At 48.6% G+C, this 15,893-nt stretch carries 14 protein-coding genes; 1 reads left to right on the top strand and 13 read right to left on the bottom strand.

Going from position 1 to position 15,893, the window contains the following annotated elements:
- Positions 1 to 4 precede the first annotated feature (4 nt).
- From FSU_RS01685 to purL, 5 genes are all read right to left on the bottom strand, one after another.
- The gene (locus FSU_RS01685) at positions 5 to 2,350 is read right to left on the bottom strand and encodes a DUF4419 domain-containing protein (RefSeq protein ID WP_244263692.1); all 2,346 of its coding nucleotides are present in this window, start codon (positions 2,348 to 2,350) and stop codon (positions 5 to 7) included.
- Between the two features lie 187 nt (positions 2,351 to 2,537).
- Positions 2,538 to 3,029, bottom strand: coding sequence for a hypothetical protein (locus FSU_RS01690; RefSeq protein ID WP_014545185.1), 492 nt, complete (start codon positions 3,027 to 3,029; stop codon positions 2,538 to 2,540).
- Positions 3,011 to 3,619 carry an alpha/beta hydrolase gene (locus FSU_RS01695; protein WP_041917811.1) on the bottom strand — a complete coding sequence of 203 codons (609 nt, stop codon included), beginning with the start codon at positions 3,617 to 3,619 and terminating at the stop codon, positions 3,011 to 3,013. The genes FSU_RS01690 and FSU_RS01695 overlap by 19 nt, the downstream gene beginning before the upstream one ends.
- Before the next feature lie 64 nt (positions 3,620 to 3,683).
- Positions 3,684 to 4,592 carry a virulence RhuM family protein gene (locus tag FSU_RS01700; protein WP_014545187.1) on the bottom strand — a complete coding sequence of 303 codons (909 nt, stop codon included), beginning with the start codon at positions 4,590 to 4,592 and terminating at the stop codon, positions 3,684 to 3,686.
- Between the two features lie 164 nt (positions 4,593 to 4,756).
- Positions 4,757 to 8,632 carry a phosphoribosylformylglycinamidine synthase gene (gene purL, locus FSU_RS01705; protein WP_014545188.1) on the bottom strand — a complete coding sequence of 1,292 codons (3,876 nt, stop codon included), beginning with the start codon at positions 8,630 to 8,632 and terminating at the stop codon, positions 4,757 to 4,759.
- Between the two features lie 146 nt (positions 8,633 to 8,778).
- On the opposite strand from purL, the gene FSU_RS01710 reads away from it, so the two are divergent.
- Positions 8,779 to 9,207, top strand: coding sequence for a sugar 3,4-ketoisomerase (locus tag FSU_RS01710; protein ID WP_014545189.1), 429 nt, complete (start codon positions 8,779 to 8,781; stop codon positions 9,205 to 9,207).
- On the opposite strand, the gene FSU_RS01715 is transcribed toward FSU_RS01710, so the two are convergent.
- From FSU_RS01715 to FSU_RS01750, 8 genes are all read right to left on the bottom strand, one after another.
- A complete protein-coding gene (locus FSU_RS01715; protein WP_014545190.1) occupies positions 9,191 to 10,174 on the bottom strand; it encodes a GNAT family N-acetyltransferase in 984 nt (327 codons plus the stop codon). The two genes, FSU_RS01710 and FSU_RS01715, sit on opposite strands and share 17 nt — an antisense overlap.
- Before the next feature lie 18 nt (positions 10,175 to 10,192).
- Positions 10,193 to 11,002: an RNA methyltransferase gene (locus FSU_RS01720; RefSeq protein WP_014545191.1), complete on the bottom strand. Its 810-nt coding sequence runs from the start codon at positions 11,000 to 11,002 to the stop codon at positions 10,193 to 10,195.
- Positions 11,003 to 11,040: 38 nt separating this feature from the next.
- Positions 11,041 to 11,913 (bottom strand): sugar phosphate nucleotidyltransferase, encoded by an 873-nt coding sequence (locus FSU_RS01725; protein ID WP_015732502.1) that lies wholly within the window; start codon positions 11,911 to 11,913, stop codon positions 11,041 to 11,043.
- 13 nt (positions 11,914 to 11,926) lie between these two features.
- Positions 11,927 to 12,364, bottom strand: coding sequence for a 3-hydroxyacyl-ACP dehydratase FabZ (gene fabZ / locus FSU_RS01730; protein WP_014545193.1), 438 nt, complete (start codon positions 12,362 to 12,364; stop codon positions 11,927 to 11,929).
- Positions 12,351 to 13,244, bottom strand: a complete 894-nt coding sequence (locus FSU_RS01735; protein WP_014545194.1) for a UDP-3-O-acyl-N-acetylglucosamine deacetylase — start codon at positions 13,242 to 13,244, stop codon at positions 12,351 to 12,353. The genes fabZ and FSU_RS01735 overlap by 14 nt, the downstream gene beginning before the upstream one ends.
- 145 nt (positions 13,245 to 13,389) lie before the next feature.
- A complete protein-coding gene (locus FSU_RS01740) occupies positions 13,390 to 14,409 on the bottom strand; it encodes a UDP-3-O-(3-hydroxymyristoyl)glucosamine N-acyltransferase (RefSeq protein WP_015732503.1) in 1,020 nt (339 codons plus the stop codon).
- The gene (locus FSU_RS01745; RefSeq protein ID WP_014545196.1) at positions 14,409 to 15,374 is read right to left on the bottom strand and encodes a diacylglycerol/lipid kinase family protein; all 966 of its coding nucleotides are present in this window, start codon (positions 15,372 to 15,374) and stop codon (positions 14,409 to 14,411) included. Before FSU_RS01745 ends, FSU_RS01740 begins: the two co-directional genes overlap by 1 nt.
- Positions 15,367 to 15,882 carry a gamma carbonic anhydrase family protein gene (locus FSU_RS01750; RefSeq protein ID WP_014545197.1) on the bottom strand — a complete coding sequence of 172 codons (516 nt, stop codon included), beginning with the start codon at positions 15,880 to 15,882 and terminating at the stop codon, positions 15,367 to 15,369. Before FSU_RS01750 ends, FSU_RS01745 begins: the two co-directional genes overlap by 8 nt.
- Positions 15,883 to 15,893: the final 11 nt, after the last annotated feature.

Raw genomic sequence — 15,893 nt, forward strand, 5'->3', positions numbered from 1 at the left:
TCTATCATTCTTCCACGAAACAAGCTGGAATTTTAAGCTTTACGACTTGCGATATCGGGAGGTTATAACGAGTATCATATACGTCGTTACGCTTGTTAAAATACGCATTTGTATAAGTGGAACGAATTCTTTCACGAGGTTCCCCATACAAAGCGTTGAACCTAGCCATAAGAGAGTCTGCAAGTGTAGAATCTTTAGAGTTCAACATTTTTTCTCGTTTCTTAGGCACTATTATTTTATTGTATTCTAAACATTCATAGCGGACAACACCGCCTGTTGCAAGGTCTTTAGAGAACTTAATTTCACTGCAAAGGCTCTTTTTTGCAGACGGAGCTCCAATGATATCGACTGAATCTTTGGCATCTTGCCCATTCTGCTTGCAAACCATGCGGTATTCCCTTGTAAACGCAAGATGGATTTTAACGAAATCAACAATTTCTTGTGCGATTTCATCATTGCCGATATCCGTATGAACTTCTGGAGGCATATAACCGTAATGTAACACATCCCTCAATTCCTCTTTGAATTCTTTATTGGAATCAGGCTCCAAGGATAAGGATACATGCTCATCTACACGGCCTTTTTCTTTATAGCCCATCGCTGCTACTGCGGATAAATCAAAATTATCATTATAATAGCGATACAACAATCTCTTGAGGCGCCAGCCCATTGAGTTTTTAAAGGCTTGGATTATCCCTGTTTTAAATTCACCCATTTCAAGATCTTCTCTAAGAGATTTTCCCTCTTTTAAGACAACCGTATCCACAAGAATATCGATATTCAATTTCGGGAGGGATTGTTCATTTTCAAATTCCTTAACCACGCCATCAATAGCGACATTTCGTTCCTTAAAGAAGGATTCAATACGTTCCTTGTCATTTATTGCAACCACGCCCTGGAGGGTAAGAATCCCGCCAGCATTCTCTTCAGGCACAACGAAATATTGCAAGTGATCTAAGAGTTTTCCATCTTTGAACAGGTTGACCGACAAAATCGATTTATACTTTTTTTCTATTCTGGACCGTATAGATGGTTCCATATATTCGTCTTTGTAGTTCGAAGCCTTTATAAAATTCTCAATTTCATTGCGGTCATGCGTCGCAAAAGAGAGGCCGTTTTTGTCATAGATATTCATTGAATCCGAGATGGCCAACATCTCTAGCATACGATGCGGTTTCCCAGGAATATAAGTCATTGTATCCGCAACATTCTTTATATCGCACCAGCCACATTGCGAACGCAAAGCGTACCCTCTAGCAGCCTTCAGCATTTTCGAAGTCGTATCCACCTGGATTCCGACAAATCCTGTATAAAGTTTCAAAGGAATTTCTTGACCCAAATAGTTCCATTTAACATCAACAGACGTAAGAGCATTCGGCAGGGTTTCGAAATCGACATCATGTTCCCAATCTGTACGTTTTACAAACTCCATTTTATCAGAATATCCCATCAAGTACGGATAGAACTTGGAGAACCAGCCATTGAATTTAGGATTTCCACATCCTTTGGGTTCGTATAGCTTATATATATTTTTCCAAAAAGCGATAGAACTATTTCCATCGAAAGCTTTAACAAATTCATCAAGAATCGGATTTAACTGTTGTAACCACCATTCCATATCAAGGCGAGTTGCAAGCTTATTAAAAGAATCCTTCAACAAGCTCCAATCCTCTTTTGTGCCATTAATCCTTATTTGGGGAATACCGCAGAAAGTATAGGCAAAAAATGTATAATATTCAGACGCTATGGCCATGACCATAGAACGGGAAATATTGTAATCGACCGGGCTTGTGGTCGAAAATTTCGTCCGCAACGGAGCACCCGTTTCTGGCGGCAACTTTTCTTGAAGATTATCGAAAAAATCTGCAATGACGCCAAACCATTCTTCGTGCGTAGATTCCATAGTCAGGTGATTCGCAAAGACCTTAATGTCCGTATCGACATCAGGGCCAACAAAACGGTCTTTCAAAGAATCACTATTGCTCTTTACATGCAAGCGGAAACCATCTAAAATCAACAGCCAGATATCGTCTGGACTTATTTCCATGGCATAGTGTCTAGCATAGGCCAAAGCGACCAAATCTATAAAAGCCGATTTTTGGGAACGTCCCTTTACAAATGGACTTATAGAATCCGAATAGGCATAGAAGATTTTAGTTTCAGGGGAACCCTTTTGGTGAAAACTTGAAAAATACTCCGCAAAGCCCCCTTTCTCTACAGGGACAGTTTCTTCGCGGAAAGCGCTATCGTGAACGGACGTATCGACGACCATCGCGTAAGCACTCGTATCACGGACAAAGCCGTAAATCTTGTGTGAAGAATCCGGCGAAACGTCAATAGGCTTATTCACTTGCTTGCGTTCGCAAGAGAGCAGAACGCTTGTAGCAAGGAGGAGGTAAAAGAATTTGTAAAAGCTATGCATACTAACAATATAAAAACATAGCTTTGCAGAGATTTTATAATAAAAAGTAAAATAATGTATATACGAGAAATTATGGATCCTTCGCGTTGCTCAGGATGACGGGACTGCAACGGGATTACTTACCGCTCATAATGGCGGCGAGGTCGGCACCACTCAAATTCGTTTTTTCGCTTAAGGCGGCGACGATTGCGGTGAGCGACTTTTGGCAAGCCATCATGAGATTGTAAACTTGTTCGACAACGTTTGTTTCGGCAAGCTGGTAGTAATAGCAAGCAGCCTGGAAACTCTGGTAATCAGGGTCACTCCTGTAAAGCTCCATCGGGAGTTCTTTCATAACAGTGTCGAGATCGCAAGCGAAATTTTTACGGATCAAAAAGTCCGACATGTGGCCCGCAATAGCGATGTGAGCGGCACCATCGAGCGAGCTCCCGGGCATACGCGTGGCGCTCGGTTTTTCCTTGGAATTGTTGATTCTGACGTAATCAATCTGGCGCTTGAACAGGAATGCGATTAAAGCGTGGCCCGCCTCGTGGCGGCAGAGTTTTTCATATTCTTGTTCACCGAAAAATTCAATTAAGTTTTCGCGAGTTAATGTTTGTTCTGACATTTTTCAATCCACCTATCTAAAAAATCCATCCGTTCGTCGGTATGGAACCAATGTTCGCCGCCTTGCATAATCGTGAGCGATGCGCCCACTTTTTGTGCAAATTCGCGCATCGTTTCAAGGTCGGTCAAATTGTCATTGGAGCCGTACAAAATATGCGTCGGGATATTCCATTTGATGGGATTTTCTCGCACGTAGCAAAGGTATTTCCAAGAAAGCGTCTTGCCAAAGTTCGTCGCAATTTCACCTTTTTCGCGGAGTTCATCTTCGGAGACATTCGCCCAAAGCATCATATTGCAAATGAGCTTTTCCAAGTTCACCATCGGCGAAATGAAGAGCGCCTGCTTGATGCGTTTTTCGCCCAAAGCGTTCATCGAGAAGAACGCGCCAATGCTATTTGCAATAAGCATGACTTCATCGTAATTTGCGGCAACCGCGTCAAAGTAAGCCGAAAATTCCTGCTTGGCATCCCACGGGGTTTCAGCCTTGTAATCAAAACCGATGACATCAAAATCCGGGAAAAGGGTCTCGTAATGATTGGCCTCGTCGGCATAGCCGCCTTTCCCATGAATGTAAATAACAAGCTTTTTCATTTCTTTTTCGCTTTTTCCGCCTAGAAAATACAAAAATCTACACCAATTGACTAGAGATTGGGATTCACTTTACCAAAGCAAGCAACTGTTCCTTGGTCACAAGGTTCAGTACCGAAAACGCAGTCATTTTATAGCCTAAATCCATAATTGAAGCCCCAACATGATATACAGTTTCGTCAACGATGATAAATCTGTCGTGAACTTCACGCATTGTCCGCAATTCAACAGTTGGAAACTGGCGATTTATACGATTAACTTCATCCTTCATCGCATGCGTAATTCGAGCAGAGTAAATGACGGCATTAACACCAGCAACACGTTTTGCAACAAGCGAAAGCGATGTATCATTAGCAAACGGATCTATGATTATGATTTCTTTTTTCGCGGAGCGAACTAATTGCACAGCAAATTCATAACCGCTCCAACGAGCATTAGCTGGTATAACGCCTTCACTAGGAGGAATATTTGCTTTGACAAAGAAGTCTACCTGCTTTTCAAGGTTAACGACACGAGAATCTAGATTCTCAATTTTATTTTCTTGAGAAATCAATCGTTGATTAACACTATATCCCTTAAGCAAATGCTCCTTAAGAACTAGGTTCGCCCATCGACGGAATTCAATTCCTTTTTGAGTGTTTACACGAAATCCAACAGATATAATGAGATCCAAATTATAAAGCGCTACGGAACGTTTTACAACTCTATTTCCTTCCTTTTGAACTAGTTCCAAAATGGAACTAGTTGACATTTCATCCAATTCAAGAGATTCATAGATATTTTTCACATGTTTGGTGATTGCTTGGCGATGAACATCAAACAACTCCGCCATCTGCGCTTGTGTCAACCATACGGTTTCGTTTTCTACGCGAAATTCAATGTGAAATTCACCGCCCTCCGGCTGATAAACAATAATTTCGTCTTTCTCACCGTTATTATTTTTCTTGTCAATTAACGAAAAATTGTTCTTATTCATAAAACCTCCAATCGCCTACAAGCTAAAAAGGCAACATAAAATTGTTCATGAATTAATATAGTCTTTTACGATGTCATATTGTGACATTATAGATTTTCACAAAAAAAAATCCGCCCCTGCGGTAAAGCAAGAAGCGGATTTTTCAAGCGTGTAAGGCGCGGTTATTACCCTACGAAGATACGGCCGTTGCGGAACAGCTGCATCCACGGGCCATCTTCACCCCATTCTGCTGGGTGCCAAGAGTATTGGCAGGTGCGGAATACGCGTTCCGGGTGCGGCATCATCACGAGAGCGCGGCCGTCTTCAGAGCAGAGGCCGTTGATGCCAAACGGAGAACCGTTCGGGTTGAGCGGATAGCGTTCGGTGTATTCGTGCTTGCCGTCGACATAGCGGAGAGCCACGAGACCCGTCTTGAGACATGCTTCAGCGGCTTCGCGACTTGCGAATTCGGCACGACCTTCACCGTGAGCAACAGCGATCGGGAGGACTGAACCAGCCATACCCTTGAGGAGCACAGCCGGCGTATCTTCGACCTTCAAAGAGCAGTAACGAGCTTCGAAGCGTTCGGAGATGTTCTGCACAAAGCGCGGCCAGTGCTTAGCGCCCGGAATCAAATCCTTGAGGTTCGAGACCATCTGGCAGCCGTTGCAAACGCCCAGCGTGAAGGTGTCCTTGCGGTTGAAGTAAGCTTCGAATTCAGCGCGAGCCTTCGGGTTGAACAAGATGCTCTTGGCCCAGCCTTCGCCTGCACCGAGAACGTCACCGTAGCTAAAGCCACCGCAAGCGACGAGACCGTTGAAGTCCTTGAGGCTTACGCGACCAGAGAGGATGTCCGTCATGTGAACGTCGATAGATTCGAAGCCAGCCTTTGCAAATGCAGCAGCCATTTCGAGTTCGCCGTTGACGCCCTGTTCACGGAGAATAGCCATCTTCGGGCGGCTTGCGTAATCCTTGATGATTTTGGCGCTTGCAGCGAGATCGAACGTGACCTTCGGCGTGATACCCGGATCGTCCTGTTCGAGCTTGAGCTTGTATTCGCTTTCGGCACATTCCGGATTGTCACGGAGAGCGGCAATGCGGCGAGTCGTATCACTCCAGATGGCGCGGAGGTCAGAGAGGCCTTCGGCGTAGTCGCCAATCACAATGTTGTACGTATCGTTGAGCTTACCGATTTCAGAAACGGTATCGCCGAGACCGACAGCTTCAAATGCAGCCTTAACAGCTGCGAGGTCTGCGTTTGCGACCTGGAGAACGGCACCGAGTTCTTCGTTGAACAAAGCGTCAATCACATTGCCCTTGAGAGCTGTAGCATCGAGCGTCACACCCACGTGACCGGCAAATGCCATTTCGACCACCGTCGTGAAGAGGCCGCCATCGCTCTTGTCGTGGTAAGCCATAATCTTGCCATCGGCATTGAGCTTCTGGATCGTTTCGAAGAAGGCGCGGAGTTCCTTAGCGGAATCGACATCCGGAGCCTTATCGCCGAGGAGGTTGTAAACCTGAGCGGCAATGGATGCACCCATGCGGTTCTTGCCACGAGCGAGGTCCACGAGCACAAGCGTCGTGTCCTTCTTCTGCAAGAGCTGCGGCGTGAGCGTCTTGCGAACGTCAGCGCAAGGAGCAAACGCACTGATAACGAGCGAAATCGGAGCGGTCACGCGGTGGCTACCCTTTTCGTCCTGCCACACGGTGCTCATGCTCATGGAGTCCTTACCGACCGGAATCGTAATGCCAAGTTCCGGGCAGAGTTCCATACCGATGGACTTCACAGCTTCGTAAAGGTCAGCGCCATCGCCTTCGTAGTTCGGCGTAGCCATCCAGTTTGCGGACAAGTTTACGCGGCCCATATCCGGGACACAAGCGGCAGCCATGTTCGTGAGGGATTCAGCAACCGTCATGCGTGCTGCAGCAGCCGGAGAAATGAGAGCGATCGGAGCGCGTTCGCCCATACTCATGACTTCACCTTCGTACGTGTCGAGCGTTGCACTCGTCACGGCGCAGTCAGCAACCGGCACCTGCCACGGACCAACCATCTGGTCACGGCAAATCATACCCGTCACAGAACGGTCACCAATGGAAATCAAGAACGTCTTATCTGCAACGGTCGGGTTAGCAAGCACGCGATGTGCAAGGTCCTTCACCGTCACACCAGCCGGCACCACCTGAGAAGAGAGCGGGCGCTTCTGGGACTTTTCATTGCGGATCATGCGAGGCGGTTTACCGAGGAGCACGCCGAGCGGCATGTCAATCGGAGTCGTGCCAAAGTGCTTGTCCGTAAGGGTCAAGTGCTTTTCAGGGATAGCCTCGCCCACTACAGCGTACGGGCAGCGTTCACGCTTACAGATAGCGTCGAACACATCGAGCTTGTCACCAGCAATAGCGATAACATAACGTTCCTGGGATTCGTTACTCCAAATTTCGAACGGGCTCATGCCCGGTTCGTCGTTCGGCACGTTGCGGAGTTCAAACTTACCGCCGAGGCCGCCATCATTCACGAGTTCCGGGAAGGCGTTAGAAAGTCCACCTGCACCCACGTCATGAATAAACGTAATCGGGTTTTCTTCGTTCATCGCCCAGCAGCGGTCGATGACTTCCTGGCAGCGGCGTTCCATTTCCGGGTTTTCACGCTGCACAGAAGCAAAGTCGAGAGATTCGTTACCGGCACCGTTAGCAACAGAGCTTGCTGCACCGCCACCAAGACCGATCAACATGGCCGGACCGCCGAGAACGATCAAGTGGTCACCCGGGTCGATGTGGCCCTTCTCGATATGCTGGTGTTTGATGTTGCCCAAGCCCCCAGCCAACATAATCGGCTTGTGGTAACCGCGGACTTCCTTGCCGTTCTGGGCATTGACTTCCTGTTCGAACGTACGGAAGTAACCGAGGATGTTCGGACGACCGTATTCGTTGTTGAATGCGGCACCACCGAGCGGGCCGTCAATCATAATGTCGAGAGCGGATGCAATGCGGGACGGACTACCAAAGTCCTTTTCCCACGGCTGAACTGCACCCGGAAGCTTGAGGTTCGAAACGCTGAAGCCCGTAAGGCCAGCCTTCGGCTTGGAACCCTTACCCGTTGCACCTTCGTCGCGGATTTCACCACCACTACCCGTAGCGGCACCCGGGAACGGAGAAATAGCCGTCGGATGGTTGTGGGTTTCGACCTTCATGAGGATGTCGACTTCTTCGTTGTGGAAGTCGTACTTGTTGTTGCGCGGGTCAGCGTAGAAGCGGCCAGCCGTTGCACCCTTCATCACAGCAGCGTTATCCTTGTAAGCGCTGAAGATGTTGGAATTGTGGAGCTGGTAAGTGTTCTTGATCATCTGGAACAAGGACTTGTCCTGCTTCACACCATCGATAGTCCATTCGGCACCGAACACCTTGTGGCGGCAGTGTTCCGAGTTGGCCTGAGCGAACATGTAAAGTTCAACGTCGGTCGGGTTGCGCTTGAGTTCGGTAAAGTTCTTGACGAGATAATCGATTTCGTCGGCGGAGAGGGCAAGGCCCATTTCCTTGTCGGCCTTCACGAGAGCGTTGCGACCTTCGGTAAGGACCGGAATCACATTGAGCGGACGCGGTTCTTCCTTGCTGAAGAGAACTTCGAGAGCGGCAGTATCAGCAAACACAGCCTGCGTCATGCGGTCGTGAATCTTGGCAGAAATCTTTTCACGTGCGCCAGCAGGAGCTGCACCTTCAAACTTCACGTAGTAAGCAATGGCGCGTTCGATGCGCTTGATTGCCGGGAGGCCGCAAATGTGAGCGATATCGGTAGCCTTCGAGCTCCACGGGCTGATCGTACCCGGACGCGGGCAGACCACAAAGAGTTCACCTTCGAGCGCCTTGACTTCGCGCATCGGGCCGTAATGAAGGACCTTTTCGAGCGTTTCCTTTTCGGAAGCGGTCAGGTCGGCGGACAGATCCACCACATGGAGGAATTCGGCATACACAGATGCAACCGGAATCCCAGCGGCCTTAAAATCAGATGAAAGCTTTTGCAGACGGAAATCCGACAGAGCCGGAGTACCACGAAGAATGAGCATTTTGACCTCTTTTAGCCTAAATATTTACCGCCCCAAATATAGCAATTTTCCCCCATCATCCCACCCCCATTGTGAAATCGTCCAAAGAAGTTACGAAAGCACCGGCAAGCCATCTGATTTTGAGATGTTTTTGTTATATTAACGGCATGGAATGGAACGAAGAACAGCTTAAAGAACCACGTTTAATTGATATTCCCATCGCTCACGACCAGCGTGGCAACTTGAGCGTTGTTGAAGGCGGAGAACTCATCCCGTTTGATATCAAGCGCTTGTACTACCTGTACGACGTTCCAGGCGGAACAACCCGCGGGGGCCATGCCCATCGCAAGCTACGTCAGCTGATTATCGCTGCAAGCGGTAGTTTTGACGTGATTCTGGACGACGGCAAAAAGCGTTCCAAATATTCGCTGAACCGTTCCTATCACGGGCTTTACATCCCGACAATGCATTGGCGCGAAATTGAGAACTTCTCTTCGGGCGCAGTTTGCATGGTACTCGCTTCCGAGCACTACGACAAATCCGATTACATCTATGAATATGAGGATTTTGTGAAAGAAGCTACTTCTCGTATCTAGCGTTCACGCAGGCGGTGGCGCCGAACGATTCCTTGTAATGGAGCAAATCTTCGTTCAAGAAGTTTCCGCCATTTTCGGTAGAAATACCCCATGAAAAATGCAGAAAGCCTTCTTCAGCCGCTTCACGCAAGGCAAAGAGGTTCATGGGAGTTGTATGATGGAACTCGCTGAAACTTTCATCCGGTGAAATATACTGGTCGTGCAGAATACGTTTTTTTTCGAAAATAAACTGCATCATGCCGCAAACATAACGGCCCTTGAAGAACAAGCCTCTAAAACGCAAATTTTGCGGAATTCGCTTTTTAAGGTCAATGAGTTCTTCGGCGGAATGCACCGGCTTGGTGTTATGCTTTTCTTTGGAGATTACAAGGAACCTGTGGAAAGTCCTGATATCTTCGTCACTTTCAATAGCACGATATTCCCACTTTTCAGATTCCGGGAGCGCATCAATAAACTTTTGCGCGTAATTCCAAAGACGTCTCTGGTTGCGATTGCAATTTTCAAACGGATCGACACCTTTTGAAAGTGTCGTCTGGCTACTGAGCTCTGTATGACGCGTGTAGCCTAAATGTTCCAAAACGTATTCAAGCAAGTCCGGGCTTTCTTCAGCAAAAAGCGGAGGCGTTATTTTAAGAATAGAATGCTTAAAATTCGTCGTTAAATACTGATCCGCTTCTTGAAGAATTTCAAAAAGCCTTGCACCCATGTAATACGATTTTGAAATGATGGGGCCGCCAAACGTGGAACCTGCATGCGACACGAACGTACCATCCTTGAGAACGCCCGGGAAATACGCAACTATAGTTCCACTTTTTTGGAGGGCAAAACTCGCATCGTTAAAGCGGCCTGCGGGATGATAGTTCAAAAAACGCCTAGTCTGCAAAAAAGTGCCATTCACCGATTCCGATTCCACGAAATGGTCAAATCGCTGGTCTAGTTCAGGGCTATAAGGCAAAATTTCGTACATATCATCTCCGGCGTAGTACTACTTGGACTTCTGCGATTTTTCAGCTTTCGGCGCTTCATCCTGTTCAGCATTCTGCGCGGCCTGCTTTGCAGCCTTCTCAGCGGCATGTTCCAAACGAGCGGGCTTGCCTGCCAAATTGCGGAGCAAACCGAACAATGCCGAGAGTTCGTTACGCGTCGGGTGCAAACGCTGCAAGAGCGTGTTGAGGAAGCTATCGCGCCATGCCTGATCGTGATACTGACCCGTGAGATAGCGATCAAGGAACTTTTTGAAGCCATCAATCTGCTGAATAGTTGCAGGACCCGTTTCGGCAACGCCTCGCGTTGTGCGCTTCGCGCGGCCCTCGCCGTTCGCGAGAGCCCCGGAACGGCAAAGTTCGTACAAGCTAATCGAGACCGCTTGTCCAAGATTCAAACTCATGAGTCCCGGCACCGGAATTTCGCACTGGTACGTGCAAGCGTTCACTTCTTCAAGTGCAAGCCCGCAAGATTCACGACCGAACACAAGTGCAATCGTTCCATCTTCCGGGAGCATATCAGACAAATTCTGCACCATCGTATGCTTAATGGAACTTGCAAAAATGCGACGGCTGTATGCGACAGCGCAAGAGCAATCGCCAATGGCATCTTCAAACTTGTGGACGACCTTTGCGTTATCCAGAATGTCATGGCTATTGGCGGCCGTATGGTAAGATTTGTCCAAGACTTTGTCGCGCTTCGGATAGACAATATAAAGTTCCGGCAATGCATAGCAATGCATGGCACGTGCGACAAAACCCACATTGTGCGGGTGTTCCGGTTCAACTAAAACAACTCTAAATTTACGCATAGGATAGTAGGAAGTTAGAAGTAGGAAGTAGACAGTGGTTAGTGGTTAGGCGGGATCTGCCAAGAGAAACCTTTTCCGCGGATTTCGTTTTCGATGGTCTCGCCAGGTTGAATTTCGGCACCTTTAAAAATCACGGAATGCGCAATTTTCACACCGTCAGGAATGACAACGCCGGGTTCCACAACCGCTTCATTCTTGTCGCGACCACATTCCGCCAAACGCGCTTCCACAGCAGCCATGAGGCCTTCAGGCGATCCCATATCAATCCACGTGGCATGCAACTGCGACATATCGACAAACGGCGCACGGCCAGCCGCAATTTCCTGTTTCCAGAATTCACGGATATCGAACTCACCGTCGCGGATTCTCGCAAGCGCTTCATCGCTGTACCACGAAATTCCAGAGAACGTCGCAGCCGTTCCCGTATCGGCACCGAAACGTCCAGCAACACCCGCAAGGCAACCATCAGCCCCTACGCGGAACGTGTTCACCTTCGGGAAATCAACCGCCAGGAGAGCAACTTCACTGCGATTTCGTGCATTCCGCACAAACGCACCCAAGTCAAAATTGCAGTACGCGTCGCCATTCATAATCAAGAGGCCACCGCGATACCCGGCCGCATAAATCCGGCGCAAGGGGCCTGCAGTCCCGAGGATTTCCGGCGTTTCGACCCAGACCTTTTCAAAGCCAAGGCGTTCACCCTCGCTTACAATTTGGTCGGCCAAATAATGCGCATTCGCGTGCAAGCGGACATCGCCAAGCGACTTCGCCCGCTCCATCTGGATTTCGAGAATGCTTTTGTCATAAACGCGAACCAACGGCTTCGGGATTTCCGACGTCAAAGGTCTCAGCCTTGTGCCAAGCCCAGCCGCTAGAATCAACACGTTCAATTTATCGTCAGTTCGCGTCATAACTCAGCCTTAATTAGACCATTGCAGCGCTAAAGGAGGCGTTGCAGATAAGCGTTTCGCCCTGCCAGATTTCGCCAGTGTACTTGTAAATGCCATGGCGAGCCATCACGAGCGTAGCCTTGAGCGTCAAGTCCTGCGGCGGAATCACCGGAGCGCGGAAACGGCAGTTTTCGACACCCATGAATGCCGGGCGCTTGCCTTCGACATCAGCCTTCTTCGCGATCATCGTCAAGAGCGTTGCGGCCTGAGCCATGGATTCGATCTGAATCACGCCCGGGAGCACCGGATTGTTCGGGAAATGACCGTCAAAGAACTTTTCCTTGCCCGTCACGTGCCAAACAGCAACGATAGACGGCTGGTCACCTTCGGTGATTTCCTGAATTTCGTCCACGAAAGCAAACGGAGCCTTCTGAGGGAGGAGGGCATGTACTTGTTCTTCATTGTAAAGCATAGGGCAACACCTTTTCTAAGATTGTTCTGTGGCTCAAGTGACCACCGTTGATGATTTCCAGACGAACTTTCGGGAGTGCGGGCTTTGCAAAGCAAAGGTCTCCCAACAGGTCGAGGATTTTATGACGAGCGGGTTCATCGGCAACTCTAAACACGGGGGCTACAGCCTCCGGAGAATTGTCAAGCAAGAGCCCACAGGATTCATCCACCCCGCCAAGCAAACCTGCCTTGCGGGCTTCGTCAAATTCGTTTTTTAAAATGAAAGTTCTCGCCGCAAAGACATTGTACAAGTCTTCTGCGGAGTAAATAGAAACATTCGCCGCCGACTTAAAGACGCGACCGTTTTCGTTTCGTTCCAGGATGTATTCCACTTCGAACGCTTCGCTCGGCGTGATTTTCACGGAACCGTAAGGCAAGTCCCACAAAGCATGCACCGGAGCATCGTAAAAAGCGAGTTCTTCAGGCGCACCCACATTTCTGCGAAATTCGCTAAAGAACGGAAGCGCACTACCGTCCATCAACGGGAGTTCAGCAACACACCCCTTGTCACTTTCTTCGTTGCAGGTGACATCGACCACAAAGCGGCGAGAAGGCCACATCAAGAATACTGGTGCAAGGTGTTCCGGGGACGCAAGCGTCAAAGCATGAACGCCTTCGCCCGATTCGTAAATTGCGGTACGGGCCACGCTGAACTTCAAATCCGTGAAGCACTTTGCGCAATCGGTACTGTAAAAAGAACGACCGCCCACGCGCCATTCAACACGAGGCTCCAGTTGCGGATTATACTCCTGGACTTCAATTTTTACGTTTGCCTTGCCATAAGACAAAGACGCAGAACTAAATTCCCACTCACGCGGGCTTTTACGAGAATCTTTTTTCATTTAGATAACGGGAATTTATAAAAAAAATGCACACTTGAAAGTTAAGAACTTAGAACTTAGAGCTTAGAACTTAGATTTTAAAATGGAAGCCTAAGTTCTAAGAGCGGAGCGGGCTAAGTTCTACCAACTGTGGCGGCACAGCCGCCTATTTCTTTCCCATCATTCGGAGTTTCACGACGGAGCGGCGCCAGACGTCAATTTCTTCGGCCGGGTAGCCCGCGTAAACCTTGCCCGCCTTGAGGCTCTTGGTAACACCCGCTTTCGCGGCAACCTTCACGCCCTTACCAATCGTCAAATGCCCCGCCGACTGCACACCACCAGCAAATTCCACGTCATCTTCCATAATCACGGAACCCGCCACGCCAGACTGCGATGCCATCATGATGTTGTTTCCAAGGCGGCAGTTATGCGCCACTTGCACGAACGTATCGAAATGACAATCATCGCCAATCACCGTCGGAGAGACAAAGCCCGCCGCGACCACGTCATTAGCGCTAAAGCTACAGCGGTTCCCGATGCGGACTCCCGCCAAATGCGGGACCATACATCGCTTGCCTTCGTACTCGTAAAATCCAAAACCACGAGGTCCCACGACAACACCCGCCTGGAACACGCAATCTTCGCCAATCGTCACACGCGGATAAACAGTCACATTCGCTTCAAGAATCGTACCTGCGCCAATCGTAGCACCCTTCATCACCACGCAATTCGGGCCGATGATAGCGTTCTCGCCTACCACACCCTCGACAACTGCCGAAGCATGAACTTGTGCAGAAGCAGCAATTTTCGCTTCTTCAAAAACTTCACGACGTTCCACAAATTCCTTCATGAACGTCACCATCGCATGGTACGGACTTTCAACCGGGCATACAAAATGCACATTCGGCAAGAGTTCCGAACGACCATCTACGCAATACTTTTCATACAAACTCGGCACAAAGAGGAGCCCTGCCGTAACGCCCGCAAAAGCACTTGCGCTCACGCCACCGGCATTTCCTGCAAGCCCCGTTTCTGTCTTGGCGTCGCCCGTCCAGAACGAGACATCGTGCATTCCCGCCTGATCGAGCGAAGAAAATCCAGTCAGTTCAAAATTTAAAACGCCCTCGTTTGAAGGCATTTTAAGATTCATCGTTTCAAGAATTTCAGATAAAGAAACTGAAAACATTATTCCTCTAGCGTGAGCATGTGGACTTGACATGCAAACTGAATGGTAACGCGGTTGCCCACCTTGCCGCTTAAATCTTCGCCATCAAGCTGGATGTATTCATCATCTGCAAGTTCAAGCGTCAGCGAGCGCACCTTACGCGACTTGAGCAAGTTCTTCTTCAAGAAGTAACCGATGACCGGAATGTTCCCAACCGCAATCGCAAGCAAGAAATTCAGCATGTTCGGCACGCAGACAACTTCCAAATAGCCATCCGCCATGTCTGACTGGAAGAACGGATTGGCGCCACTGGCAAAACTAGGGATATTCCCGACAATGACCGTCGTATGCCCCGTCAAATCTACGGTTTCCTTGAGTTCCGGCGTATTCTCAACCATCGAAAGTTTACCACTTTTCAAATGGTATGCTCGGTCTGCAAAGAAGCGCTTGACGTAATGCAGCTTGTTTGCAATCACAGAATTTGAAGAAATGACACCGGTTGCACGGTCATGGTTAAAATCATGCGCAATACGGGCATCAATGCCTGCAGAGAAATAATTGGCAAGCGCAAACTTATCATTCACCGTCCAAATATCAAACGGTCTAGACTTCGCCATCAAGAGCCTGCGCACCAAGTACAAAAGTCCCTTATCCGCAAACGGTTTGTAAAGCCCGAGCACGCGAGCCAGGTCATTGCCTGTACCAAGCGGGATAAGCCCAATCTGAACTTTATCAGCATACTCCGACATGAGCATCATCGATAGTACAGACGAAACCGTACCGTCGCCACCCACCGCAACAAGTTTTTCCGTCGAAGAAAGAGCCGTCAAAATTTGCTCTTCCATTCCTTCCTTGCGCGTGAATTCAGCCTTCCATTCGTCGGCCTTAAAATCCATAGACTCCATAATTTCAGGAAGAAATTTATGGATAACCTTTCCTTGTCCACCTCCACTCACCGGATTTATTAGGAAAAAGAACTTATACATCTTTTAGAAGTTCATCCTTTGCGTCCAAGTAGTGTTCTACGCCAATCTTTACGTTTTTAATTTCATCTGCAGTCAGAGTTCTAGCGATGTGCGCTGGAGATCCCACAATCAAAGAATTCTCGGGGAAATTTTTTCCAGCCGTCACAAGCGCGCCCGCACCGACGATGCAATTTTTCATGATAAGGGCTCCGTCCATGATAATTGCACCCATGCCTACGAGAACGTTATCTTCGATTGTGCAGCCGTGAAGCACCGCACCATGACCAACAGTCACCTCGTCGCCAATGTTCACACCGACACCTGTCGAAACATGGACACTCACATTATCCTGGATATTTGTACGCTTGCCAATTTTGATTTCTGCCAAATCGGCACGCAACACCGCATTGTAAAACACAGACGAATCATCGCCAATGCTCACATCGCCCACGAGGCATGCGCCTTCAGCGATAAACACGCGCTTTCCCACCTGTGGGACTTTGCCTTTATACTTAATTATGGAACCCATAGTTTCAATTT

The organism is Fibrobacter succinogenes subsp. succinogenes S85, assembly GCF_000146505.1.
Taxonomy (GTDB): domain Bacteria; phylum Fibrobacterota; class Fibrobacteria; order Fibrobacterales; family Fibrobacteraceae; genus Fibrobacter; species Fibrobacter succinogenes.